The organism is Ereboglobus sp. PH5-10 (assembly GCF_029504735.1).
Lineage (GTDB): Bacteria > Verrucomicrobiota > Verrucomicrobiia > Opitutales > Opitutaceae > Ereboglobus.
The window spans coordinates 1-24,075 of record NZ_JAQFIP010000015.1; the positions used below are offsets into that span (position 1 = coordinate 1).

The 24,075-nt window shown below is 61.2% G+C and carries 19 protein-coding genes; 5 read left to right on the top strand and 14 right to left on the bottom strand.

What is annotated here, in order from left to right:
• The first annotated feature begins 328 nt into the window (after positions 1 to 328).
• Both dnaB and bamA read left to right on the top strand, forming a co-directional pair.
• A complete protein-coding gene (gene dnaB / locus M2447_RS11275; RefSeq protein WP_277558689.1) occupies positions 329 to 1,813 on the top strand; it encodes a replicative DNA helicase in 1,485 nt (494 codons plus the stop codon).
• Positions 1,782 to 4,184: an outer membrane protein assembly factor BamA gene (gene bamA / locus M2447_RS11280; protein WP_277558690.1), complete on the top strand. Its 2,403-nt coding sequence runs from the start codon at positions 1,782 to 1,784 to the stop codon at positions 4,182 to 4,184. The genes dnaB and bamA overlap by 32 nt, the downstream gene beginning before the upstream one ends.
• Before the next feature lie 176 nt (positions 4,185 to 4,360).
• Here bamA and M2447_RS11285 read toward each other — a convergent pair whose 3' ends face one another.
• From M2447_RS11285 to M2447_RS11305, 5 genes are all read right to left on the bottom strand, one after another.
• Entirely contained in the window at positions 4,361 to 5,200 is an 840-nt protein-coding gene (locus tag M2447_RS11285; protein ID WP_277558691.1) for a histidine phosphatase family protein, read from the bottom strand.
• 242 nt (positions 5,201 to 5,442) lie between these two features.
• Positions 5,443 to 6,714, bottom strand: coding sequence for a metallophosphoesterase (locus M2447_RS11290; RefSeq protein ID WP_277508712.1), 1,272 nt, complete (start codon positions 6,712 to 6,714; stop codon positions 5,443 to 5,445).
• 89 nt (positions 6,715 to 6,803) lie between these two features.
• Positions 6,804 to 7,223 (bottom strand): phosphoribosyltransferase family protein, encoded by a 420-nt coding sequence (locus M2447_RS11295; protein WP_277558693.1) that lies wholly within the window; start codon positions 7,221 to 7,223, stop codon positions 6,804 to 6,806.
• A gap of 59 nt (positions 7,224 to 7,282) precedes the next feature.
• Positions 7,283 to 7,894, bottom strand: a complete 612-nt coding sequence (locus M2447_RS11300; protein WP_277508710.1) for a hypothetical protein — start codon at positions 7,892 to 7,894, stop codon at positions 7,283 to 7,285.
• An 80-nt stretch (positions 7,895 to 7,974) separates the two neighbouring features.
• Complete coding sequence (locus tag M2447_RS11305) at positions 7,975 to 8,499, bottom strand: hypothetical protein (RefSeq protein WP_277558694.1); 525 nt, start codon at positions 8,497 to 8,499, stop codon at positions 7,975 to 7,977.
• 129 nt (positions 8,500 to 8,628) lie between these two features.
• On the opposite strand from M2447_RS11305, the gene M2447_RS11310 reads away from it, so the two are divergent.
• The 3 genes from M2447_RS11310 to dprA all read left to right on the top strand — a co-directional run bounded on the left by M2447_RS11310 (position 8,629) and on the right by dprA (position 13,847).
• Positions 8,629 to 11,115: a penicillin acylase family protein gene (locus M2447_RS11310; protein WP_277558696.1), complete on the top strand. Its 2,487-nt coding sequence runs from the start codon at positions 8,629 to 8,631 to the stop codon at positions 11,113 to 11,115.
• Between the two features lie 81 nt (positions 11,116 to 11,196).
• Positions 11,197 to 12,705, top strand: a complete 1,509-nt coding sequence (locus M2447_RS11315; protein WP_277558697.1) for an NAD(P)H-hydrate dehydratase — start codon at positions 11,197 to 11,199, stop codon at positions 12,703 to 12,705.
• Entirely contained in the window at positions 12,702 to 13,847 is a 1,146-nt protein-coding gene (gene dprA, locus M2447_RS11320) for a DNA-processing protein DprA (protein WP_277558698.1), read from the top strand. The genes M2447_RS11315 and dprA overlap by 4 nt, the downstream gene beginning before the upstream one ends.
• A gap of 130 nt (positions 13,848 to 13,977) precedes the next feature.
• Here the strand turns inward: dprA and M2447_RS11325 are convergent, their stop codons facing one another.
• The 9 genes from M2447_RS11325 to M2447_RS11365 all read right to left on the bottom strand — a co-directional run bounded on the left by M2447_RS11325 (position 13,978) and on the right by M2447_RS11365 (position 24,057).
• Positions 13,978 to 14,358, bottom strand: a complete 381-nt coding sequence (locus M2447_RS11325; RefSeq protein ID WP_277508704.1) for a PLD nuclease N-terminal domain-containing protein — start codon at positions 14,356 to 14,358, stop codon at positions 13,978 to 13,980.
• A gap of 262 nt (positions 14,359 to 14,620) precedes the next feature.
• On the bottom strand, positions 14,621 to 15,112 hold the full coding sequence (locus tag M2447_RS11330) for a hypothetical protein (RefSeq protein WP_277508703.1): 492 nt from the start codon (positions 15,110 to 15,112) through the stop codon (positions 14,621 to 14,623).
• Between the two features lie 268 nt (positions 15,113 to 15,380).
• The gene (locus M2447_RS11335) at positions 15,381 to 17,609 is read right to left on the bottom strand and encodes a sodium-translocating pyrophosphatase (protein WP_277508702.1); all 2,229 of its coding nucleotides are present in this window, start codon (positions 17,607 to 17,609) and stop codon (positions 15,381 to 15,383) included.
• A gap of 172 nt (positions 17,610 to 17,781) precedes the next feature.
• Complete coding sequence (locus M2447_RS11340) at positions 17,782 to 18,561, bottom strand: hypothetical protein (RefSeq protein WP_277508700.1); 780 nt, start codon at positions 18,559 to 18,561, stop codon at positions 17,782 to 17,784.
• A gap of 196 nt (positions 18,562 to 18,757) precedes the next feature.
• Entirely contained in the window at positions 18,758 to 19,570 is an 813-nt protein-coding gene (locus tag M2447_RS11345) for a SprT family zinc-dependent metalloprotease (RefSeq protein ID WP_277558699.1), read from the bottom strand.
• 18 nt (positions 19,571 to 19,588) lie between these two features.
• Positions 19,589 to 20,383 (bottom strand): RluA family pseudouridine synthase, encoded by a 795-nt coding sequence (locus M2447_RS11350; protein WP_277508698.1) that lies wholly within the window; start codon positions 20,381 to 20,383, stop codon positions 19,589 to 19,591.
• Positions 20,384 to 20,496: 113 nt separating this feature from the next.
• Entirely contained in the window at positions 20,497 to 21,288 is a 792-nt protein-coding gene (locus tag M2447_RS11355) for an HAD family hydrolase (protein ID WP_277508697.1), read from the bottom strand.
• A 186-nt stretch (positions 21,289 to 21,474) separates the two neighbouring features.
• On the bottom strand, positions 21,475 to 22,773 hold the full coding sequence (locus tag M2447_RS11360) for an NAD(P)/FAD-dependent oxidoreductase (protein WP_277558700.1): 1,299 nt from the start codon (positions 22,771 to 22,773) through the stop codon (positions 21,475 to 21,477).
• Positions 22,774 to 22,857: 84 nt separating this feature from the next.
• Positions 22,858 to 24,057 carry a KamA family radical SAM protein gene (locus M2447_RS11365; RefSeq protein WP_277558701.1) on the bottom strand — a complete coding sequence of 400 codons (1,200 nt, stop codon included), beginning with the start codon at positions 24,055 to 24,057 and terminating at the stop codon, positions 22,858 to 22,860.
• Positions 24,058 to 24,075 lie beyond the last annotated feature (18 nt).

A 24,075-nucleotide genomic window follows, 5' to 3' on the forward strand; every position in this document is an offset into this window, starting at 1 on the left:
GGCGGTTTGAGACCGGGGCGGGAGTGGGCTACCTGATCGACGAGCGAAGCCAGGTGTATTTTGACTATGAATACAACAAGGCCTCGGACTACGAGCGGCCCTGGTCGCTGAGCCTCGGCTACCGCCGCGCCTGGTAAGAAAAGCGACAACCCGGCAACCACAAGGGCGCGTTCCAAAAACGCGCCCTTTGTTGTGCCCGGAGCCCCGCAAAAACGGCCGCGCCGATTATTGGTGTGAACAGTTTTGCGAATAATTTTTTCGCGGTTTTATGATTGCCGCATTGCGTTTCGGCGAACGTCGGTTTGGCTCAATCCTTTGCTGCTCAAACATGGCTGACGATTCCGCATCCGCATCCGACCAGAATGCCGCCCACGAGGGCGCGCCTCGTCGTGCGCGCGGCTCGCGGAAGACGGCTGCTGCGGGCGCGTCCGCGGGGCTCACCACAGGTCGCGTCCAGCCGCACAGCCTTGAGGCGGAGGAATACCTTCTTTCCTGCTGCTTGATCGACGGAAACGACACTGTTGCCCGCTGTCTCGAGGGCAAGATTACCGCCAAGTCTTTTTACGCCCCGGCAAACCAAGTCATCTTCGACCGGCTCGTCGAGATGTATAACAACGGCGTGGCCATTGAGGGCGGCACGCTTGCCGAGGAGCTCAAGACCAACCGCCAGCTTGAGGAGGTTGGCGGGTATGCGTATCTCACCCAGATCAGCGGACGCATTCCAACCGTCGCGCAGGCTCCTTATTTTATCGAAAAAGTCCGCGAGCTTTACCTGCTTCGCGAGCTCATCAAGGTGGCGGCCAATGCCATCGAGGCGTGCTACACGCACGCCGGTCCGCTTGAGTCGTTTATCGACAATGTGGAGAAGGATATTTTTGCCGTTACACAGGATCGCATTTCCGACGCGGCGCAGCAGATGTCCGGCCCCACGCGCTCGGCGATGGAACTCATCACCAAGATGGCGGGGCACAAGGGCGGGCTCACGGGTATATCCTCCGGGTTGTCCTCGCTCGACAAATTTACCTATGGCTTCCAACCGCAGGAAATGATCATCCTCGCGGCGCGCCCCTCGATGGGCAAAACCTCGCTGGCGCTCAATTTCGCCGAGGCCGCCGCGCTTCCGCCGCCGCGCAACGACAGGAAGAGCGTGGGCGTGCTCATTTTCTCGCTTGAAATGGGCTCCTCTCAACTTGCCCTGCGTCTTCTTTGCTCCCGCGCGCGCGTGGACACAAAAAAACTTCGCGACGGCCTCTACCCGCCCGGCGGCGAGGAGTTTTCCCAGCTTCATCAAACCGCCGACGAACTCAGCAAGGCGCCCATCTTCATCGACGATTCGAGCCAGCTCACCATCATGGAACTGCGCGCCAAGGCGCGCCGCCTCGCCGCCCGCCTCAAGGACACGCCGGCGCCGCTCGGGTTTATCATGGTGGATTATTTGCAGCTTCTCAGCCCCACCGATTCGCGGGTGCCGCGCGAGCAGCAGGTCGCCGAGGCGTCGCGCGGGTTAAAATCGCTTGCGAAGGAACTAAATGTTCCCGTTCTTGTATTAAGTCAGCTTAATCGTGCCGCTGAAAAAGATGAACGCGTCCCCCGACTCTCCGACCTCCGTGAATCCGGTTCCATCGAACAGGATGCCGACGTTGTGCTCATGCTCTCCCGTCCCAAGACCGCGGACAAAACCTTCCAGGTTGCCGCGCCCGAGGCGGACTTAATTATTGCCAAGCAACGAAACGGGCCGGTAGGAGAAATCAAACTACGCTTTGTCAGTAACATTACACGCTTTGAAAACCATAGTAACCAACCCGAGCCTTAAACGGATCACGCGTCTCCTCGTCCTTTTCGCCCTGCTCATCACTCCGTGGGCGGGCGCGCACGCGCAGCACATATCCGCGCCGGGGCTCGCCCCCTCCGCGCCGCAACCCTATCGCGTGGGCACCGTGACCGTCCGCTTCGTCGGCACGGCCAACATCAACGAGCAGCTCGTTCGCGCCAACATGCAAGTGCGCCCCGGCATCGAGCTCGACGAGACGATGATCGACAACGACATCCGCTCGCTCTACCGCACCGGGCTCTTTGAGTTTATCGAGGTCAAGCGCGAGGTTCTGCCCACCCGCGTCATCAACATCATCGTCGAGGTCACGCCGAAATACCGCATTCAGGAAATCCGTTTTGAGGGCAACAAAAACGTCAAGAGCCACACTCTTGAGAAGGAGACCAAGAGCCGCCAAAACATGTCCCTCGACGAACGGCAGGTGAAGGCCGACAGCGACAAAATCCGCGAATACTACCAGAAAAAAGGCTACAACCGCGTTTATGTGAGCTACGACATCGAGCGCGATCGCGCCACCGGTTACGGCACGGTCATCTTCAAAATCCGCGAGGGCAATCGCGTCAAAATCAAGGACATTCAGTTTACCGGCAACAACAGCATCAAATCCAAAACCCTTCGCGGCCAGTTGAAGGACACCAAGCGCTGGTGGATGTGGTCGTGGCTCACCGGATCGGGCCGTTTCAAGGACGAGGAGTTTGAGGACGACCTCGACAAGCTCCGCGACTACTATCGCGAGCAGGGTTTCCTTGATATCGAAATCCCGGCCAGCAAGGTCACCTATGCCTACCCCGAGGAAAACAAGCTCATTGTCACCATCGCCGTGGAGGAAGGCCGCCAGTATCGCATCGGCGACATCACATTCTCCGGCAACAAGCTCTATCCCACGCCGCTATTCCAGCTTCTTATCCAGCAACGCCCCGGCATGGTCTTCACCCCGTCGAAACTCGACCAGGACGTTGAGACAATCCAGGACTTCTACGGCAAGGACGGCTACCTTGAGACCTACGTCCGCATGGTTCGCAAACCGAACATTGCCACCGGCAACATCGACGTCGAATACCAGATCAACGAGAGCGAGCAATACTTTGTCGAATCCATTAAAATCGAGGGCAACACCAAGACCAAGGGCATCGTCATCATCCGCGAACTCAACCTCGGCCCCGGCGAGGTTTTCGACATGATACGCATGAAGCGCAGCAAAATGCGTCTCGACAACACCCGCTTCTTCGAGGACGCCAATCTTTCCCCCGAAACCACAAACATTCCCGGACGCCGCAATCTCAAGATCGCCGTCCAGGAGGGCCGCACGGGAAATCTCCAGTTCGGCGCCGGTTTCAGCTCGCTCGAAAAAGCAGTCGTTTTCGCCGAGCTCAGCCAGTCGAACTTCGACCTCTTCAACCGCAAATCCTTCTGGCAGGGCGCGGGCCAAAAATTCCGCATCCGCCTGCAGCTTGGTTCCAGCTCGTCGGAAGCCACGATCAACTTCGAGGAGCCGTGGTTCCTGCAAAAGGAACTCCACCTCGGCTTCACGCTCTATCGCACCAGCCAGAATTACGACAACTCGTATTACGATGACATTCGCCTTGGCGCCCAGGTTTCGCTCCGCAAGCGCCTCTTCGAACTCTTCGAGGGCATGATCTCCTACACCTACGAAGAAGCCGAATACAAGGACATCGATTCCGGTTACGAATCCTACTTCTACAAGCAGGACAAGGATGGCAACTGGTATCTGAGCACCAGCGACCGCATCTCCCGCGTCGGCTTCCAGCTCCTTCGCGACACCCGCAACAAGATCATCAACACCACCGATGGCGGGCGCATTGAGCTCACCTATCACATCGCCGGCGGCCCCCTTGGCGGCACGATGGATTATTACGCGCTCGAATTCCGCGGCTCGCAATTCTTCCCCATATTCCGCGCGCAGGAGCAATCCCTCGGCGTGTTTCTCCGCGCCGGCGTGGTTGAGGGCTTCGGCGACACTCCGAGCGTCCAATATGCCCAGCGCTTCTTCCTTGGCGGACCCTATTCGCTGCGCGGCTTCGAGAATCGCGACGTCGGCCCGAAGGATTCATCCGGCTCAAGCATGGGCGGAAACACCTACGGCATGTTGAGCGTTGAATACTCTTTCGACATCGTGAGTCCCGTCCGCTTTGCGTTCTTCTACGACGCCGGTTTCGTGAATGAAAAGTCCTACGATTTTAATCCGTCCAGCTACAACGACAACTTTGGTTTCGGCCTTCGCCTCTTTGTTGCCGGCGCGCCGCTCAGTCTCGACTTCGGCATTCCGCTGACAACCGACAAGTGGAACCACAACGGCAACCAGTTCAACTTCTCGTTCGGAACCCGTTTCTAATAACGCCAGCGCGTGTTGGCTTTGGGACTTTGGTCGGGCGTGCCCGCCGAGCGCGCCGGGAATTACGAGAGCCAAACACGGCGGATGTCGCTTGCGCCCGGTGACGATGTTTCGAGCATTCGAGACAGTCTGGCAACCGCCCTGCCAAAAACGACAGGGCTATTTATAAGGATGCGCTATTTGCCGTAAGGTTTGTCGTTCAGGATTTTCAGCTGAAAACTGCCGTCGGCTTGCTGTTCGAGCATCCAGATTCCGATATTGGGGGAATGGGGAATCTTTTCCGGGCGGTCCGCCTCGTTGAGGAAAACGCTCAGGAGCGCCTTGCCGTTGTTGCCGTGGCCCGAGAGCAGGATGGATTTGCCCTCGCCCTTTTTGCCCCCGAAGCGCTCCTTCACGAGCGCGACAACAGCCTCCAGCGACGCCTTCGTGTCGGCGGCGCGCTGCTCGTCGCCATTTTTCTTCGGCGAGTAGAAAAGACGCGAGCCCTCCGGATTTTGGCGAAGTGTGAAGAAAGGCTTTTCGTCGTCCGGCAGTTTGATTGCCTCGCCGCGGAGATAATTCTTGTTGGGCTCGGGGAGCCTGCCCTTAAAAAACAGCGGAATGATCGCGCCGCTGAACTCGGCGAGTTCGGGCCAAATCTCGGCGGTCTGCTTTGTTTCGCGCAGGTATTGGAGAATGGTCTGACGGCAGCGCCAGACGGGGCTGCACGCGATAAAATCGAATTGGCGGGCCTTGAGTTTTTCCGCGGCTTCGCCGACTTGTTTGGCGCCCTTGGGCGTGAATTGCTTCGAGTCGCCGACATAGGCCGGCCATTGGTCTTTTGGCATGCCGCTTTTCTCAAATTCCTTTTTCACGTTATGGCCGCATTCAATGTGCCGGATGTAGTATACTTTCAGTCCGGCGGCGTCGCAAACCGCCGCGAGCAGCAGCCATGCGGCGGCCAGGCTCGCAAATCGGAGAATCCGTTTAAGGACGCGGTTGTCGGAGGAGGGGAGGGCGGTGTTCTTTTTGTGCATCGGATTTTGTGGTGAAGGGGAGGGCGGGCGGGCAACGTCACCAAGACGCCCCAAATCGCGGTCGGTTTCAAGTCGCAGCACCCTTCATGCTTGTCGGGTTTTGCGGGTTCGCACAGCCGCGGCTGGAGCCTTTGTTGCGCGCTGCAACGCGGCATCGGCGGAAAGCGGTGCCGCGCCCGGCAAATTAAAACCGGACGCGTGTGTTGTTGTGTTGCCGCGTGCGCGCGGGCAATGCGACGCGGTCACGCAACCCTGGCCAGCGGCTTGAACTCCAGGTCGTTGAGCGACGCGCCGTCGTGCATTCGGATCACGCTTACCTTGAGCTTGCCGGCGTCGGCGTGGCCGCGGATGACGGTCGCGCGTTCCGGTTGCGGGCCGCCGCCGGTGATCTGCGTGTAGGGGAACTCCGCGGTTGGCTGCAACAACGCGTGGCGATGCGTGTGCCCGGAAATGATGATCTGCGCGCCCCACTTGACCAAGGCGCCTTGCCACGCGAGCCGTCCGCGCAGGCTGTAGCGGTCGAAGCCCTTGCCCTCGTAATCCTGCGGTCTTTCGTCGGTCCAGCGCAGCGGGATGTGGCAGAAAACCACGCGGTAGGGCGCGTCGCGCATTTCGGGGCGGCGGATGACTTCCTCCAGCCACGCGGCTTGCTCGCGAATGATCGGCTCGAAGGCGGCGCCTCCCCGGTAGCTGCGGTGGTTGTCGGGTTTGTCCTCCCCGGTGTCCAGGGCGATGGCGGCCATCGGACCCGAGCGAAACGCGTAGAAGGGGCGGTTGCCGTCGGGATATTCCACGTAGTCCGACATCCTGCCGGCCCAGAGTCCGCGCACGTCGTGGTTGCCGCGCGTGTCAAAAATCGGCGGCCCCTCGGCGAGGTCAACGCCTTGGGGACAGACATACAGCCCGGGCAGGAGCGCGCGGTCGTTGACGTTGTTGCTCATGTCGCCGTTCCAAAGCATGAAGTCGTCATCGGCCCGGCGCGCGGCGTGAAGGGCGCGAATGGTTTCGTTGCGGTCATGCGTGTCGTTCCAAACGGAAAACTGCGTTTCGCGCGCGTTGGGGGCGAGCGTCTTGGTTGTGTAGATTCGCGACCGGGTTTCCGGCACGGGTTCCCGCAGCACGGCTTTCTGGCTGCCAATGTAGGGAAGCGCGGGCCTGGTCACGACGCGCCAGTAATAACGGGTGCCCGGTTTCAGGTTGCGAACCTTGATTTTGACCACGGTGTCGTCGTGCCGGACGAAGCCGAACGAATCGCCCCTGACGGTGGAGCCCAGCTTTTCCGTCTCGCCATACTCAAGCCACACAAGGGCGTCGGCGGTAAGCGGGATGGTGACGGTAAAGCTGTCCGGCGTCGGCGCAAAAACGGCCGGCGTTCCATTGACAAGCGTGTCGGGGTCGCCGGGCGGGGTTGTTGTTTTGGTTCCGGCTCCGGTGGCGGCGGAGGCGGAAATTTTGCCGGCAGCCGCGAGCGCCCCGGTGAGTCCGATTGTTTGGATGAATTGGCGACGATGCATGACGGGTATGTTTCCTAACAGGGGGAGCACGGACTTCAAGCGCAAGTAATCATCCGTTCTCCATTATATTCATGTTCTTGCGTGAATTATTATTCAGCCGCCGGGTATGTTTTCCACGGCCACATCACACAACCGTCGATGTCGCCAATCAGTGCAAAATCAACTTTTCCCTTCATTACAAACGGCAGCACTTCGATGTTTTCCGGCAGAAGCGCCCGCGCCGCGCGCCATGATTTTCCGCTTACCCAAACATCGTCCACGAGCAGCACGCGTTTCCACGCGCCCAAGTCAGGCGCGCTTCCGAGCAACACCGGCTCCGCGTGGCGCGGTTCGTTTTTTTCATCGCGGTAGTTGAGCGCGATCACCCGCATGCCGACGCCCAGTTGGTGCGCCGCGAGCGCCGCCGGCACCACGCCGCCCGACGCGATTCCCACCACGCCGTCAATCCTTTCGGGGAACTGCCACGCGCGCAAACGCGCGGAAATCATTTCAAGTGCAAGCGGTGTCATGGGTCGGATTGTTGGAGTTTGATTATTGAAGTTGGAGTTTTCCCCCGGGGCGCGGGCAACTACGCCGCGGCCTCCGGACCGTGGCCGCCACCGCCATTGCCTCCGATCCATCCTCGCGCCAATGCGAAGTTGATTGCCGCGAGCACGACCAATCCCGGCGCGCCCCGCGAAACAGACCTCGCGAAAAACTCCGTCGCCGCGCCCAGGTTGCCAAAAATATCCACGCCCGCGGCGATCAACGCGCACGAGCACACCTTCGCCGCCACATACGCCAGAGGAGCCAGCAGCCAGAACGCCCGCCCGCGAGGGTTGCGCAGCACCAGCCACGAAAACACAACAAACACCGCCACCTCAAACGTCAGCACCGTGTTGATGCGCAGCTCGGGAAAATTGGTCAGGAAATTATTCGCGACCGGCCCAAACGCCGCCACGAGCAAACCCGGCCAGATTCCATACAGATACACCGCCACAAACGCGGCCCAAAACATCGGCAGTAAAAACGCACCCAGCGGCGCTCCGCCGCCCCAGGGCGCCATGTGCACGATGACCGGCATTGCCAGTGCCAGCGCGAGCACAAGCGCGTTTGCGCGCACCCTCACACCGCGCACGGCGTGTCCCCCCGCGATTGCCCGCGGGCGCGGGCCGGAAATAATCGGGACGCCGTTTGCCATAAGGCGCGATAGTGTGCGTTTTATGGCCCGTTCGTAAAGTCGAAGCTGCGCAATCCGGGAACGCCGTTCCCGCGCGGAGGTTATTTTTTTGCCTGCAGCTCGGCCAGGCGCGCCTTTGCCTTTTTGAGGCGCGCCTCCAGTTTTTCGACATTGTCCCGCACCTGCGCGTAATGGTCGCGCAAGGGCGCCTTGGCCGTGTCGCTGCCCGGGCCGTTCAGGCGCTCCTCGATTTTTTGCATGTTGGCGCGTTGTAGCTCGATCTCCTTGGCAACGGCGCCGGCCTCGGTCTCGTAACCGAGAAGCAACACCTCGCCGAATGTTTTGCCGTTGATGTATTCGCACAGTTTCCACGCGACCGGATCGACGCCCGACGCCTCCTTGCGCAGCATGATGCCGAGGCGGATTTCCTTCACGCATTCCTCGAACTCCCGCATTTCCGCGACGGGGATTTTTTGCCCGGCCTTTGCCGTCCATTCCTTGAACGCGTCGGGGGAGGTCGCGGAGATGGGCGTGGTGCGCGGATCGGCGGGTTCGGAGCACGCCGCGAGAAACAGGCATGCAAGGGCTATCAAGACAAAACCAAGGGAGTGACGGTATGTTTTCATGGCGGTAAAAAGCTGTGCCATTTATCCGAATTTTGCCCCGCTATGCAAGGCCGCGCTTCGGGTCTTTTCTCCGTGCGTTTTCCTCGCACTGGAGCGCGGGACTGGTTTGGATCGGCGTGATTAATTCCAATGCCTGATCCAACTGTCACAACACTTCGCGATGTCCGGAAGCGCCGTCAGCGCCAGTATGCGCGCGCTGTTTTCGCGGCGCTTGGTGTCTGCGTAATCATCGCCACTGTTTTTGCGTGGCGCTTCCACCAGCGCATGAAGGCCAGCCTGCCTCAACTCGACGGCACCGCCGTGGTCGCCGGCCTTTCCGCCGATGTCACCGTCGAGCGCGACGCGCTCGGAGTGCCGACAATCAAGGCGGTCGCACGCACTGATGCCGCGCGCGCGATGGGCTTTCTTCACGCGCAGGACCGTTTTTTCCAGATGGACCTCGCGCGCCGCCGCGCCGCGGGCGAGCTCTCGGAATTGTTCGGCGAGAAAACACTGGCCGCCGACAAATCCGCGCGCGTTCACGGCCTGCGCGCCGTCGCGCAAAAATCGCTCGCACTGCTTCCCGTTTCGCAACGCGCGCTTCTCGACGCTTACGCCGAGGGCGTGAACGCCGGGCTCGCGCAACTTCGCGAGCGGCCTTTCGAATACTTGGTGCTGCGCGCCGAGCCTCGTCCGTGGCTGCCCGAGGACAGCGTCCTGGTCATTCATGCGATGGCGTTTGACATGCAGCATCCCGAGGCGACGCATGAGCGCTCGCTCGGCATAATTCGCGATTGGTATGACAACAAAGTGCTGGCTTATTTCGCGCCGGTTATCGCGCCCAATGATTCCGCGCTCGACCACACCACCGCGCCGCTCGCCCCGATTCCCGGACCGCAATCAATCAACCTGCGCGCGGGTATTGCATTGGGCAGGGCGAACCCTCCGGGTGGGCCGCAAGCATCTCCGGCTCAGCCAGAGGCTTTGCCCTACCGGCGCCATGCGGCGACCCCGCCCGTTTATGCCGAGGGTTCGAACAGCATGGCCGTCGGACGCGCGCAGGGCGGCATGATCGAAAACGACATGCACCTTTCGCTTCGCGCGCCCAACACATGGTATCGCGTTTCGATGATGTGGAAACATGTGCTAACCGTCACCGGCATCACACTCCCCGGCGCGCCTGTTTTTGTGGCGGGAAGCAACGGCAGCATCGCATGGGGCTTCACAAATTCCTATGCGGACACAAGCGATGTGATCGTGCTCACGCCCGATGTCGCCGGCAAAAGTTTCTACTACACCGACAGGGAGATACTCCAAATCGAGACCCGCGCGGAAAACATCAATGTGCGCGGATGGAAAAACCCGGCGGTTCACTATGTTGAAACCAGCATTTGGGGCCCGGTTATCGGTGAAAACCGGAAGGGACAAAAACTCGCGCTCAAGTGGGTGTTTCACGATCCCGAGGCGGCAAATTACGGCCTCGCCGACCTTGAAGCCGCAACCACGGTTCGCGACGCCATCCGCATTGCCAAGCGCGCGGGAATTCCCGCGCAAAACATGCTCGTCGCCGACAGCTCCGGGGAGATCGGCTGGACAATTTGCGGACAGCTGCCGGATCGTTTCGGCTACGACGGGCGCATCCCCGCCACCTGGTCTTTTGGCGATCGCGGCTGGCGCGGTTTGCTTTCGCCCAAGAAGGTGCCGTCCGTCATTCGCGGCCCGGGCGAACATATTTCGACGGCGAACCAGCGGCTTTTCGGCGGCGACACGCTCGCGCTTTTCGGCGACGGCGGTTACAGCCCCGGCGAACGCGGCGCGCGCATCCAAAGCCTCCTTGCGCGTCTCGGTGAAAATGCCGCGCCGCGCGATCTGCTCGCCATCGCCCTCGACGAGGGCGCGCCGCATCTCGCCCGCTGGCACACACTCCTGCGAGACACGCTTGCCGCGACAAAAAACAAAAAACTCGCGAGCCTTCGCGCCGCCGCCGGCGAGGCCTGGGGCGACGAAACCCCGGGCGCGCGCGCCGCCGCGGATTCCGCCGCCTATGCGATTGTGCGCCGCTTCCGCGAGCATGTCATCGCCCGCGTTCTCGACCCCATTTTTTATCCGTGCGCCTATTCGTATCCAGATTTCAACTACAATCATCTCCGAATCGAGGAGCCGGTTTGGAATCTTATTCAGAAAAAACCGATGCACCTGCTCGATCCCGAATACGCCGAGTGGGACGACTTGCTGCTCGCCGCCGCCGGGGACACGCGCCGCGATCTTTCCGCCGCCGGTTTCTCAAATCCCGCCGACGCGCGCTGGGGCGCGTTTAACGTCTCGCGCATCAAGCACCCGCTTGGCGGCGGCCTCTTGGGCGCGCTGGGGCATTGTCTCAACCTGGACATGCCCGCGCAGGAGTTGCCGGGAGACCTTGGCGTGCCTCGCGTGCAGGCTCCGTCATTCGGCGCGTCCATGCGCTTCGCGGTTTCGCCGGGGAGGGAGGACGAGGGTGTTTTTCACATGCCATGCGGCCAGAGCGGGCATCCGCATTCGCCCTACTACAAGGCCGGTCATGAGGCGTGGGCCCGCGGCGAGCCAACACCGTTCCTGCCGGGGCCCGCCGAACACACGCTGGTTTTGAAGGCGAAATAGAGGCGGCGGGTTTCTTGCCGCCGCCTTGCCAAACGCGCTTGGCAGTTCGCGCTTTGCCGTGCATGGTTGCGCGCGCTCAAAATGAACACGCCCCACGACATGCTTGAACCCGGCGCCGCGCATCCCGTGCTCACGATTGACGAGGCGGGGCAATTCGAGGCCGCGTTGTTTGGCGGGGACGAGGCGCGTGAATGGCCCGCGATGCAGCGCGCCGGCCGCGCAATCGCCGGCGCCGTGACGCGCGATTATTGCGAACTGGGCGAGTTTCCCGAAAGCGCGCGCGTGCTCGTTCTCGCGGGCAAGGGGCACAACGGCGGGGATGCGCTGATTGCGGCGAGGCACATTTTGGAAAAACATCCGCGGGCGAGGGCGGCGGTGTGTTTTGTTTTTGGCGGGCAGTCGCTGCGTCCGCTGGCGTGGCGCGCATACAGGGAGCTTGCGCAAGCCGCGCCGGGGCGGGTGGAGGCATGCGACGCGGCGGCGGTGCAAAAACACGGCGCGGGGTTTGATTTGTGCCTCGATGGAATTTTCGGTCTTCAATTTCGCCCGCCGGTGGATGCGCGTGTCGCGAAACTGATCGACTCGGTGAACGCGATGCCGGTTGATTTTCGCGCGGCGGTTGACCTGCCGAGCGGCTCGTTCCGGGCTGATTTTACCTACGCCACGGGCATCGTGAAAGCGCCGGTGCTGGACAATCCAAACAGCGGGCGGGTGCGCTATCTGGATTTGGGATTCTTCAGCGGCGGCCCGTGCCGCGACACCGCAATCCTCACGCCGGCGGTGCTCGCGCCTCTTCGCGCGCTTCGTCCCGCGCACACCGACAAGCGTGATTACGGGCACCTCTTCATCGTTGGCGGTTCTCGCAAATATCCGGGAGCGGTTTTGATGAGCGTGCTGGCGGCGCTTCGCAGCGGCGCGGGGCTTGTCACCGCGTTTGTGCCCGAATCGCTCGCGCCCGCGTTTGCCGCGCAAGTGCCGGAGGTGATCTGGCACGGCATGGCCGAATCGCCCGGGGGCGGTTTGGCGCTCGAGGATTTGCCGGTGTTTCGCGGGCGGTTTTCCGAAAAGGCGTCCGGCACCGCGAGCGCGACGGCGCTTGTGATCGGCCCGGGATTGTCGCGTGATCGCGAATCGCTCGCGCTGGCGTCAGAGGTCTTGCGCATCAATGAGAGCATCCCCGTCGTGCTCGATGCCGACGCGTTGCAGCCTGATATTGTCGCGGTCGGCAAGGCGCCGCGAATTCTCACGCCGCACGCGGGAGAGCATCAACGCGTCGAGACGGCGATTCCGGACGGCGCGGTGGTTGTGCGCAAGGGGCCGCTTACGCGGATCGAGCATTCGGGGCGAACATACGTCTCCCCGTTTGGCGGCCCCGTGCTCGCGCGCGGAGGCAGCGGCGATTTGCTTGCGGGAATGATTGGCGGGTTGCTCGCGCAGGCTCCGGGGGCGTTGTTGCATGCCGCGTGTCGCGGCACGGCGTGGCATGGCATGGCGGCGGATTGCCTGGCGCGCGCGCGCGGACAGCGCGCGGTGCTGGCAACGCAGTTGCTGGATTTTCTGCCCGGTGTTTTGCGCGGGGGGTCCCAATGAGCCTAACCGAGCAACAGGCGTTTCTTGTTCTCAACGGCCTGCCGGGTGTCGGACCCGTTTCTTGCACGCGATTGCTGGCGGAGTTCGGCGGCGATCCGCGCGCGATTTTGTCGGCGGGCGCGCAACAGCTTGAGCGCGTCAAGGGCGTCGGCCCCGCGATGAGCGCGGGCATTGTCAACTGGCGGGAGAATTTCAACCTGGCGCGCGAGGAGGATCGCATGGCGAAAAGCGGCGCGGTTTTTGTGACAAAATCGGACGCGCGCTACCCAAGGCTGCTGCGCGAGATTTACGACCCGCCGATCGGCCTGTATCAAAAAGGTGAATACATAATCGACCGGCCCTGCGTTGCGATTGTCGGGACGCGGCACACCACGCTTTACGGACAGGCGACGGCGAAAAAAATGGCGTCCGAGCTGGCGCGCCTGGGCTTTTGCATTGTGAGCGGGCTGGCGCGCGGAATCGACACGGCGGCGCACGAGGGCGCGCTGCTTGTCGGAGGCAAAACGGCCGCGGTGCTTGGCACGGGAATCGACATAATTTATCCGCCGGAAAACCTGGACATCTACCGCCGCATCGAGGCGGAGGGCGCGGTCTTTTCGGAGTTCCCCTTTGGGCGGCGCGCGGACAGGCAGAGTTTTGCCATGCGCAACCGCATCGTGGCGGGGATGTGCGAGGGCGTGATCGTGGTTGAGTCCGACAAGGCGGGCGGGTCGATGATCACGGCGAAATTCGCGGGCGAGCAAGGACGGCAGGTGTTCGCCGTGCCGGGGCGCATCGACCAGCCGTCGAGCGCGGGGTGCCACCAGCTGATTCGCGACGGAGCGACACTAGTCACCTGCGTGGATGATGTGCTCTCGGAATTGAATTACCTGGAGGGACTGCGGCCGCGGACGATTCCGCCGAAGGCGGGTGACGCGGCCGGGGCGGCAAGCGCCGGCGTGGGCGTGGCGGAGCTTGCTAAGCTATCCGCGGACGAGGCGGCGGTGATGGCGTGTTTCGCCGGGGGCGCGATGCCGACGATTGATGCGATTGCCTCGCAAACCAAAAAGCCGGTTAGTGCGCTGTCCGCCACATTGATGATGCTGGAGCTAAAGCGCCTTATAGTAAAACGCGCCGACGGCTCGTTCGAGGCGCGGGGATGATTTGAGTGCCAAAAACGGCGTTTCCGTCGAAACGCCGCCCCGCCAAAATAATAAATATTTTTTAAATAGTATTATAATAAAAGGACAAGGGTGTTTGTGCGTTTTTATACAAAAGTATAAAAGGCTCGCGTCAGATGGGCAGCGGTTTGTCATCCTCGGGGGGGCCGGGTTTGTCCTTGGGCTCCCCAAATGGCGGTTTTGTGGAATATCGGGGGATGTGAACGGGCGGCTGCGGGCTGGAATACTTGTCGTGCGGCTTGGAACGCTTCTCTTTGGGGGAGTCAGACGGGGGCAGTGGCACCGGAATGTAGGAGGCTTCAAAGTCGGGGCGGTTTTTCCAGTAGAGCATTGTTCCGAAAAACGGAAGAAACAGGATCGTGATAACGAGGGGCCATTTCTTATGCATGGAGTCCGTCGCAATGCAGTGGGCGAGCGTATAAATTGTGGTTATGACATATGCCGCCTCAAACACATAGAGAAGCCACGGCTGGCGGCTTGTTTCAGCGATCATATTAAAATGTGCCTGTGCAAACATATTCTATGCGTGATTATATGGAGGTCCGTTTCAGTTTTGCACTGAGTTAGACTGTAATATCGCGCCAATAGATGCAAAATGGAAACCCGCGCGGGCTTTTTTATATATTATAAACAAAACAATCCCGCGGGTGTCCCGCGCGGGACAAGTTTCTTGTGGTAAAAGCAGGGGCGGGGTCGGCGTTCGCGTTTCGCCGGGTTATGGCACTCCGGCGAAAGATGGAGCCGGGCGCGGGGGCTTACGCGGTTCGCAGGTCGTCGTTCGCGGGCGGCGGGGCGTCAGGTGTTTCCGGCTTGTCGGACGTCTTTTCGACGGTGGTTCCAAAGGGTGACTTTGTGGGAAAAGGCGGCTTTGATTGCGCGGCGAATTCAAAGGGCGGTATTGTGGAATAGCGCGGCGGGTGGCTTGGCGCCGGGGGGCTGGAGTATTTGTCGGGCGCCTTCGGGATGGGCGGGCGTGTGTTTCCGGAGGCGAGCTCGGCATCCGTTTCGGTGAGCGCGTCCACGCGATTTTTCCAGTAAAGCACGGTTCCCAAAAAGGGAATGAGTATTATTCCGGCCATGTGGCGTTTTTTGCCCCGCATTTTTTTCGCGCCGGCGCAGTGGAAAAGCGTATAGGCGGCGGCTACAATGTAGGCCGATATAAACAGGCAAAGCAGCAATGTGACCGCGGCTTCGCTTGATGTGTGCGAGTATGTGTGGGGGTAGGGGAGGCTGGCTTGACTTGTCATGATCTCAGAACAGTGCGTTTGTATATTTTGCTTTGGCGCAACGGGTAACGTGTCCTTTGTGATAAGATGTCAGATGGCTTGGGCTGCCGAAAGATGTTCCGGCTGGTTGTGGATAGTTTGGGTTGCTATGATACAAAATGATAACGGGCAAGAGTTTTCGTGGCAGGGTCGGCGCGGATTTTCATTTTGTGAAGTTTAAAATAAAAACGCCGCATCGTTTCATGGATGCGGCGTGTGGAAATAGGAGACTGTGGTGACGGTGGTATTTTTAGAATAGCGTGAAGGCGATGTTCACGCCGGCGGTGACGATGGAGACCATGCTCATGAGCTTGATGAGGATGTTCAGGCTGGGGCCGGAGGTGTCCTTGAAGGGGTCGCCGACGGTGTCGCCAATGACGGCTGCCTTGTGCGCGACGGAGCCCTTGCCGCCGAGATTGCCTTCCTCGATGTATTTCTTGGCGTTGTCCCACGCGCCGCCGGAGTTGGCCATGAAGATGGCGAGGACAAAGCCGCCGGCGAGTCCGCCGCCGAGCAGGCCGAACACGCCGGGCACGCCGAAGAGCAGGCCGGTGGCAATGGGCACCACAACCGCGAGCAGCGAGGGGATGATCATTTCGCGTTGCGCGCCGGCGGTGGAGATTTCCACGCAGCGGGCGTAGTCGGGCACGTCCCTGCCTTCGAGGATTCCGGGTTTTTCGCGGAACTGGCGGCGCACTTCCTCGACCATGCGCGAGGCGGCGCGGCCCACGGCGTTCATTGTCAGTCCGCAGAAGAGGAACGCCATCATGGCGCCGATGAAGAGGCCGACGATGACTTTCGGATTCATGAGGTGGACCTCAAAAATGGTCATGAACTCCGGGATGTTTGCCTTTAGGATTTTGGCGGACTCAACCGCGTGCCCGGCGATCTCAATGGTCTCCACTTGCAGGTGGTCGACCGCGATTTTGAGCTCTTCGACGTAGGATGCGAGGAGGGCGAGCGCGGTGAGCGCGGCGGAGCCGATGGCGAAGCCCTTGCCGGTGGCGGCGGTGGTGTTGCCGAGCGAGTCGAGCGCGTCGGTGCGTTTGCGCACCTCGGGGCCGAGGCCGGACATCTCGGCGTTGCCGCCGGCGTTGTCGGCGATGGGGCCGTAGGCGTCGGTCGCGAGCGTGATGCCGAGCGTGGAGAGCATGCCGACGGCGGCGATGCCGATGCCGTAGAGGCCCATCGACATGGACTCGGGCGTGAATTTCCACGATCCGGACGCGAAGCAGTAGGCGAGGATGGTGCCGACGACGACGGTGATGACGGGGATGGCCGTGGAGAGCATGCCGACGCCGAGGCCGGAGATGATGACGGTGGCGGGGCCGGTGGTGGCGTTTTGCGCGATGTGCTTGGTGGGTTTGTATTCCTGCGAGGTGTAGTATTCGGTCGTCTTGCCGATGAGGATGCCGGCGACCAGGCCGGTGACAATCGCGCCCCAGATGCCCCAGTGGTTGGGGATTTCGAGGAGGTAGAGCACAACCCAGGAGAGGATGACAATGAGAAGGGAGCTGAAGTTGACGCCGCGGCTGAGCGCGTCGAGGAGGTTGCGCTGCGAGGCGCCTTCCTTGGTGCGCACGACAAAGATGCCGATGATGGAAAGGATGGTGCCGACGGCGGCGATGATCATGGGGGCGATGACGGCCTTGTAGGCGGTGCCATCGGCCACGGCGGCGGGATTGCCCGCGAAGGCGGCTGCGCCGAGCGCGGCGGTGGCGAGGATGGAGCCGGCGTAGGATTCGTAGAGGTCGGCGCCCATGCCGGCGACGTCGCCGACGTTGTCACCGACGTTGTCGGCGATGGTGGCGGGGTTGCGCGGGTCGTCCTCGGGGATGCCGGCCTCGACTTTGCCGACGAGGTCGGCGCCGACGTCGGCGGCCTTGGTGAAGATGCCGCCGCCGACGCGCGCGAAGAGCGCCTGGAGCGACGCGCCCATGCCGAAGGTCAGCATGGTGGTGGTGATGATGGTGAGCTTGTGGCCCTGGTCGGGATCGTCGATGAAGTGGTTGAGCACGAGGAACCACACGGCGATGTCGAGAAGCGCGAGGCCGACGACGACCAGGCCCATGACGGCGCCGGAGCGAAAGGCGAGGCGCAGTCCGGAGTTAAGCGACTGGCTGGCGGCGTGCGCGACGCGCGAGGAGGCGTAGGTGGCGGTCTTCATGCCGAAGAAACCGGCGAGGCCCGAGAAGAGGCCTCCGGTGATGAAGGCGAAGGGCACCCAGCCGTTTTGCAGGCCGAAGCCGTAGGCGAGGATCGCAAAGGTGATGGTGAGGACGACAAAGAAAAAGCCCACGACTTTGTATTGCTGTTTCAAATACGCCATCGCGCCGGCGCGCACGTGGGAGGCGATCTCCGCCATTCGCGAAGTGCCCTCCGGCGCGCTTTTCATGCGCATGTAAAACCACGCGGCGAAGCCGAGTGCGAGAATTGAGGCCAGTGGCGTGAGCCAGAATATGGGGGACTGCGTTGTCATTGTCGTTTTAAAAAATGAGGCGTGGTTTGCGGGCGGGATGGCGGCTTGTGGAAGTGGTGAGTTTGCAAATGTGGATATAATTATGGCGCGAGGGCTTGGTTTTCGCACCTGCGCGCATCCGCGCGGGCGGCGCGCAGGTCCGCCATGCGCTCATTGCGAGTGTGGCGCGGGGTTACCCGCCGAAGACATTTTGCGCCGCGCGCCACCAGTCGAGGTGGGTGGTTTCGAGCTCGTCGATCGAGGGGAGCGGGTAATGCTTGATGTCGTTTTGCTGGCCCACGTAGTAGCCGTTGCGAATGGTGCGGTAGAGGACGGCGTCGCTGACGTTGCGAATGAAAACCTTGGTGGGTTTTGCCGGCTTGAAGGTGAACTCGCGCAGGCAGTCGCGCAGGTGGTCAATGTTCGGATAAGGCAGGTTGCCAAGACCGGTGGCCTCGGGGTTCCTGGCGAGGTTGCCGAGTTTGAGTTCCGCAAAAATGAGCTTGGGCACGCTGACGGGCTGCGCGGGGTCGGTGAGGTGCGCGCCGAAACGAGCCGGCCCGTAAATGCTGACAACGCGGGGCTGCGCCGGGCAATATTCCTGGTAAAGGTGAAAGCGGTCCTCGGTTTCGGGCGGAATGTCGTTTTTCGCTTTTAGCGAAAGCACCATGCCGCTTGCCGTGGCGAGGTGCAGGTCGCCGATGGCACTGAGGGGAATGTGCTCAAGGACACGATAGATGGCGAGGTAAGTGGATTTGCGCGGGGCGCCGTCGGGGTGGGGGACGCAGCGCTTGGCGATGTCCCGCATGGGGAGCGCGTCGGTGCGCCATTCGGGGTCGATTTCGAAAAACTGCGCCTGGCCGCTGGAATTGCGATTCGGCCCGACGGCGATGTAGTTGCCGAATTCGGCGGGGGGAAGGTGCGATGCAACAAGGGATTCCGGGGCGAGCGTGAAATACAGGTATGTTTTCATAAGGATAAGAAAGTTGTTTCAGGAAAAACTAGAACCCTGTGTCGCATAAAGTAATACAGACCGCCCAGTGCGGCTGCGTGCATTTTGGCGCGAACTGCGCGGGTTTTGTGGTTTGAGGGATTCAGGCAGAGTGTTCGGGGCGAGGCACAAGCGCAACGGCGATGTGGATGGCGGGTCGTGTTTTGGCGATATGGCCTTACAGTCCGAGCAGGCCGCCGTTTTGTTTGATCCAGCGCTCGGCGTCCCTCCACCACGGGCAGACCTCGGCGACCCGCGCCCAGAAGCGCGCGGAGTGATTCATTTCGCGCAGGTGCATCAGTTCGTGGTAAATAATGTAGTCGCGCACAAAGACCGGGGCCTGCACGAGACGCCAGTTGAGAGAGATAATGCCGTCGGCCGTGCACGAACCCCAGCGGGTGCGTTGATTGCGCACGGTGACGCGGGTGACGGGCACGCGCGTCTCGGCGGCGAGCTCCCATGTGCGCGCGGGGAGCTCGACTTTTGCAATGCGCAAAAAATGAGCCTCAAGCGTGGGGCGCAGGTCGGACGCGAGACTTGCAACGCGAAAGATGCCGGGTGCGCCTATATTGTCTGCTCCAATCGCGACGGCGGGGCGCTCCGCAGTGGACTCGTGCGCGACGCGAACGGCGGTCATTTCGCCGCGCCAGAGAATCCGCGTGCCGACGCCCCAGGTTGTTGCCGCGCGGGGCTTCTTCTCCTGGCGCGCCCGGGCGCGGGCAAGCCAGTCCGCGTGGTCTGCCGCGAAACGCCGCGCCTCGCGCTCGCTGCCGCGCGATGGAATCGTGACAACCGCGGAGCCGTCGCGCCTGAGCGTGAGCCGGTAGTGGCGCGCGCGGGGGCTGCGCACATAGACGATTTCGGACGACGCGGCCGTGTCGCCAGCCGGAGGGAAAAAAGAAGATGGCGCGGGCCCGTTGGGCGGCGATTTGTGCACGCCGGACGCGGGCGTGAACAGGCCGAACAAATCGAGTTGAATTTCAGGAGGCATCTTCGGGTGCGGTGTTCGTCAGCGTTTTTCGCGTCCGGGAAACTTGCGCAGATATTTGAGCGCGACGTTGAAGTCGTTGGGCGTTTCGCAATGAATCGTAACGGGCTCGCGGGTGAGCGGGTGCGTGATCGTGAGTTCGCTTGCGTGCAGGGCGAGGCGCGCGATGAGGGGTTTTTCATCGGCGCGGCCCTTGTAGCCGCGCTTCAAGTTTGAGAGAAGAAGCATCTCCGTGGTGTCGCCATAAAAAGGGTCGTTCAGGCAGGGCGCGCCGACGGCGGCGAGATGCACGCGGATTTGATGCGTGCGACCTGTGACGGGGCGGCACTCGTAGAGCACATAACGCCCGAAACGCTCCAGCGCGGTGAACTCGGTGAGGCTGGGCTTGCCGCCGCGCTTGCGAAACACGCGCATGCGACCCGGATTCGAATTGTCATGGTCGAGTCCGGTTTCGACGGTGAAGGTTTCCGGCAGGATGCCCCCGGCGGTGCGCGGCACGATGGGCGAGGGGAACTTCATCGCGCGTTCGGGAGGCAAAAGGACGGTGAGCGCGAGGTATTTTTTGCGAACGGTTTTGGACTGAAACTGTCCGCTCACAAAATCGAGCGCGGGTTTTGTTTTTGTGCAAAGCACGATGCCGCTCGTGTCGGCGTCGAGCCGGTGGACGTTTGCGACGGTGTGGCCAAATTTATCATGAATGAGCCCCATCAAATTCTCGCGCGTCTTGTCCCAGCGATCAGGCGCGATGAGCAGGCCCGATGGCTTGTCAAAAGCGATCAGCGCGTCGTCTTCGTAAATGATGGGAGGCAGCGGCACGGTGCGAAAATTGAGAACTGGAAAATAAGAATCAGAAAGTAATGACTGCAATCAAGACATTGCGACCGGTGTGTCCCCCGACAGCGCATCGCGGGCGGGGGCGCACGGGCGAGTCATCCGCCCAGGCAGAGTTTCCGGATCATATCAACGACACCGTAATTATTATTATCCAGGTCGGTGACGAAGTTCGCCGCCTTTATTATTTCCGGGTGGGCGTTTTTCATGGCGTAGCTGTGCTTGGCCTCGCGCATCATTTCGAGGTCGTTGAGGTAGTCGCCGAACACGAGGGTTTCGTCGGGCGAGATGCCGAGTTGCTCTTGGACTCGTCTCAGGGCGGAGCCCTTGTTGGCGTCGGGCGCGGTCATGTCGAGCCAGCGCTTTCCGGCGGCAGCGACCTTGTAGTCGCGCTCGAATTGTTTGAAGTGCGGATAGGAGTTCGTCTCGGAATCGACGAGGTCGAACATGCTGAATTTCAATAGTGTGTCCCCGACTTGGGTGAGGTCGTCCACGCGTTGCAGCCTTGCGCAATAATGATTCACCACGGACAGGAAATACTCGTCGTCGTTTTCGACATAGGTTGAATTTTTTCCGCAAAGAACCGGATAGGTGTCGGGAATGGTGCGGCCAATTTTTATGAAATTATGCACGACGGCGGGATTAAATGAGACGGTGAAAAGCTCGCGGTTTTCATACGCGGCATAGGCGCCGTTTTCGGCGATGAACAGCGTCCGGTCTTTTATGCGCTCGAACTGCCTGACGAGGGCATGATACTGACGCCCGCTGGCGATGGCGAAAACTATGCCTTTCCGCGTGAGTTTTTCGACCGTTTCCCAGAAGTCCGGGCTCAGGTTTTTGTTATCGTCGACGAGCGTGCCGTCGATGTCGGTGACTACGAGTTTGATCATGATTATTATTTAATACAGGAACACAGAGGACACGGAGTTCCGAGCGAAGCGAGAAGCTTGACACCGCGGAGTTTTGGGAGACCCGTCCGGCTGTTTGTTTGTTTTCATGCGCATGTGCGGTTTTGTTTTTCCAAGTAAAATGAGGCAAGGGTGATTCGCGTGTGGTTATTGGAAATCTTGATGGCCTCACTGTCCTCTGTGGTCCTCCGCGCCCTCTGTGTTCCTTTTCCGTGCCATCGCCAGCCCGGCGAGGCGGCCCGTGGTCCAGGCGGCCTGAAAATTATAACCGCCGGTGATGCCGTCAATGTCGAGCACTTCGCCGGCAAAATACAGCCCCGGACAAACGCGGCTTTGCATTGTCTTGAAATCGACTTCGCCGAGGCGCACGCCGCCGCAGGTCACAAATTCGTCCTTGTTGGTGCTTTTTCCCGTGACGGTGAATTCGCACGCGGTGCATTGCGCTGCGAGGGCGGCGAGTTGTGTTTTTGAGAGATTGGCCCAGGTCGTCGCAGAGGGAATGTTTGCCGCGGCGGCGAGCCGCTCCCACAGGCGCGAGGAGAGCGCGAAAGGATTCCATGTGGTGATTTGCCGGCGCGCGTGCGAGGCTCGGGTCGCCGCAAGCGTGGCGCGCGCCTGCTCCGTGGTGATGGGGCCGAGCCAGTTGACCGTGAGCGGAAAATGATAATTGCGCGCGTGGAGTTCGCGCGCGCCCCAAGCGGAGATTTTCAGAATGGCGGGGCCGCTGAGTCCCCAGTGCGTGATTATCATGGGGCCGGTTTCGCGGAGCTTCGGCGTCGAGCCGGGGATTGCGGTGGCGGCGCGGGGAACGGCAAAGCCGGCGAGATCGCGCAGGCGCGGATCGTCGATGTTGAATGTGAAAAGCGAGGGAACGGGCGGCTCGATGGCGTGCCCGAGTTTTTCGGCAATGGTGAGCGCGGCGCCGGATTTGGCTCCGCCTCCGGTGGCGATGAGGAGGCGGTCACAGGGGAGGGTTTCGCCCGTGGAGAGGGCGAGATTGAATGAACGCGGTGCGGCGGAGGCGACGGCGTTTGCCAGGCCGCACTTGGTTCGCACTTTTACCCCTGCTCGGGCGGCGGCGTGTTGCAGGCAGTCGATAATGGCTTGCGAGGAATCGGCAGCGGGAAACATGCGCGAGTCGGGTTGCGTGATGAGCGGAACTCCGCGTGATTCAAACCACTCGATTGTGTCGCGCGGCTGCCAGCGGTGAAACGCGCCGAGAAGTTCGCGCGCGCCGCGCGGGTAGCCCTTGACGAGCTCGCGCGGATCAAAGCAGGCGCGGGTGACGTTGCAGCGGCCGCCGCCGGAAATGCGCACCTTGGCGAGCGGTTGCGGGGCGGCCTCGATGAGGGTGATCTCGGCGCGGATGTCGCTTTGCGCGCACGCCTCCGCGCAGGTGATCGCGGCAAAGTAGCCGGCCGCGCCGCCGCCCGCGATTACGATGCGTTGTGGTGTTTCCGAAGCCATTGATGGGGTAAAATCCAAATTCCAATTTTCAAAATCCAACGAAATTCCAAAATTCAGTGATCAATTTTCAAAGTGACCGGCGGTTCACGCGGTTTGGTTTTTGGAATTTGGAATTTGAGAGTTGGAATTTGGAATTTGCCGAGCCTGCGGCGCGGCCGTTAGCGGATAGCGGTAGGTTCGGCCTTCGTAGTTTTTGAAGACCACTTCCTCGTCGGTGATTTTTTCGATGTAGTCGGGATTGACCGGCACCTTGCCGCCGCCGCCGGGCGCGTCGATCACGTATTGCGGAATCGCATAGCCGGTCGTGTGTCCGCGCAGGGCGCGGATGATTTCGATGCCCTTGCGCACATCGACCTTGAAGTGCGAGCCGCCCGTGATCAGGTCCATTTGATACAGGTAATACGGGCGCACGCGCATCCGGAGCAGGCGGTGCACGAGCGCCTTCATTGTTTCGGCGTCGTCGTTGACGCCGCGCAGCAGCACGCTTTGGTTGCCAAGCGGGACGCCCGCAAGGCTGAGTCGCTCGCACGCGTCGCGCAACTCGGCCGTGGCCTCCTTGGGATGGTTCACGTGAATGCTCATCCAGACGGGGCCGTATTTTTTGAAAATGTCGCAGAGCGCGGGCGTGATGCGTTGCGGCAGAAACACCGGGATGCGCGAGCCGATGCGGATGAGCTCGACGTGCTTGATCGCGCGCAGGCGGCTGAGCAGGTGCTCGAGTTTTTTGTCGGAGAGCAGGAGCGGGTCGCCGCCGGAGAGCAGCACGTCGCGCACCTCGGGGTGCGACTCGATGTAGCGCAGACCCTGCTCGTATTCGGGGTGAAAATTGTAATCCTGCGCGTTGCTCACGAGGCGGCTGCGCGTGCAATAGCGGCAATACGAGGCGCAGCGGTCGGTGATGAGAAAAAGCACTCGGTCGGGATAGCGGTGCACGAGGCCGGGCACGGGCGAGTGCTCGTCCTCGCCGAGCGAGTCGGGCGTTTCGCCGGCGCTGACAACCGACTCGCCCTCGCGCGGGATGACTTGCAGGCGCACGGGGCAGGCGGGGTTGTTGCGGTCGATAAGGTTCAGGAAATACGGGGTGATCGCGAGCGAGAGCTTGTGCCCGGCGAAGGCGATGCCGCGGCGCTCGTCCTGCGTGAGCACCATGTATTTCTCAAGTTGGTCGAGCGTGGTGATGCGATTCTTGAGTTGCCAAACCCAGTCGTTCCAATCGGACGCCGGGACGTGTTGCCAGAGTCCTTGCCCCTCAAACCAGGCTGTGCGATCTTCAGTGTGGGCCATGATGTTTTAGAGAAAAAC

Bases quoted from the DNA above. Each gene is read 5' to 3' on its own strand.
- M2447_RS11315 (WP_277558697.1), top strand. From the start codon at position 11,197: ATGAACACGCCCCACGACATGCTTGAACCCGGCGCCGCGCATCCCGTG.
- dprA (WP_277558698.1), top strand. From the start codon at position 12,702: ATGAGCCTAACCGAGCAACAGGCGTTTCTTGTTCTCAACGGCCTGCCG.
- M2447_RS11285 (WP_277558691.1), bottom strand. From the start codon at position 5,200: ATGCACAAAAAGAACACCGCCCTCCCCTCCTCCGACAACCGCGTCCTT.
- M2447_RS11325 (WP_277508704.1), bottom strand. From the start codon at position 14,358: ATGATCGCTGAAACAAGCCGCCAGCCGTGGCTTCTCTATGTGTTTGAG.
- M2447_RS11360 (WP_277558700.1), bottom strand. From the start codon at position 22,773: ATGGCTTCGGAAACACCACAACGCATCGTAATCGCGGGCGGCGGCGCG.
- M2447_RS11345 (WP_277558699.1), bottom strand. From the start codon at position 19,570: ATGCCTCCTGAAATTCAACTCGATTTGTTCGGCCTGTTCACGCCCGCG.
- M2447_RS11310 (WP_277558696.1), top strand. From the start codon at position 8,629: ATGCCTGATCCAACTGTCACAACACTTCGCGATGTCCGGAAGCGCCGT.
- M2447_RS11295 (WP_277558693.1), bottom strand. From the start codon at position 7,223: ATGACACCGCTTGCACTTGAAATGATTTCCGCGCGTTTGCGCGCGTGG.
- M2447_RS11300 (WP_277508710.1), bottom strand. From the start codon at position 7,894: ATGGCAAACGGCGTCCCGATTATTTCCGGCCCGCGCCCGCGGGCAATC.
- M2447_RS11365 (WP_277558701.1), bottom strand. From the start codon at position 24,057: ATGGCCCACACTGAAGATCGCACAGCCTGGTTTGAGGGGCAAGGACTC.
- M2447_RS11335 (WP_277508702.1), bottom strand. From the start codon at position 17,609: ATGACAACGCAGTCCCCCATATTCTGGCTCACGCCACTGGCCTCAATT.
- dnaB (WP_277558689.1), top strand. From the start codon at position 329: ATGGCTGACGATTCCGCATCCGCATCCGACCAGAATGCCGCCCACGAG.
- M2447_RS11290 (WP_277508712.1), bottom strand. From the start codon at position 6,714: ATGCATCGTCGCCAATTCATCCAAACAATCGGACTCACCGGGGCGCTC.
- M2447_RS11340 (WP_277508700.1), bottom strand. From the start codon at position 18,561: ATGAAAACATACCTGTATTTCACGCTCGCCCCGGAATCCCTTGTTGCA.
- M2447_RS11355 (WP_277508697.1), bottom strand. From the start codon at position 21,288: ATGATCAAACTCGTAGTCACCGACATCGACGGCACGCTCGTCGACGAT.
- M2447_RS11305 (WP_277558694.1), bottom strand. From the start codon at position 8,499: ATGAAAACATACCGTCACTCCCTTGGTTTTGTCTTGATAGCCCTTGCA.
- M2447_RS11330 (WP_277508703.1), bottom strand. From the start codon at position 15,112: ATGACAAGTCAAGCCAGCCTCCCCTACCCCCACACATACTCGCACACA.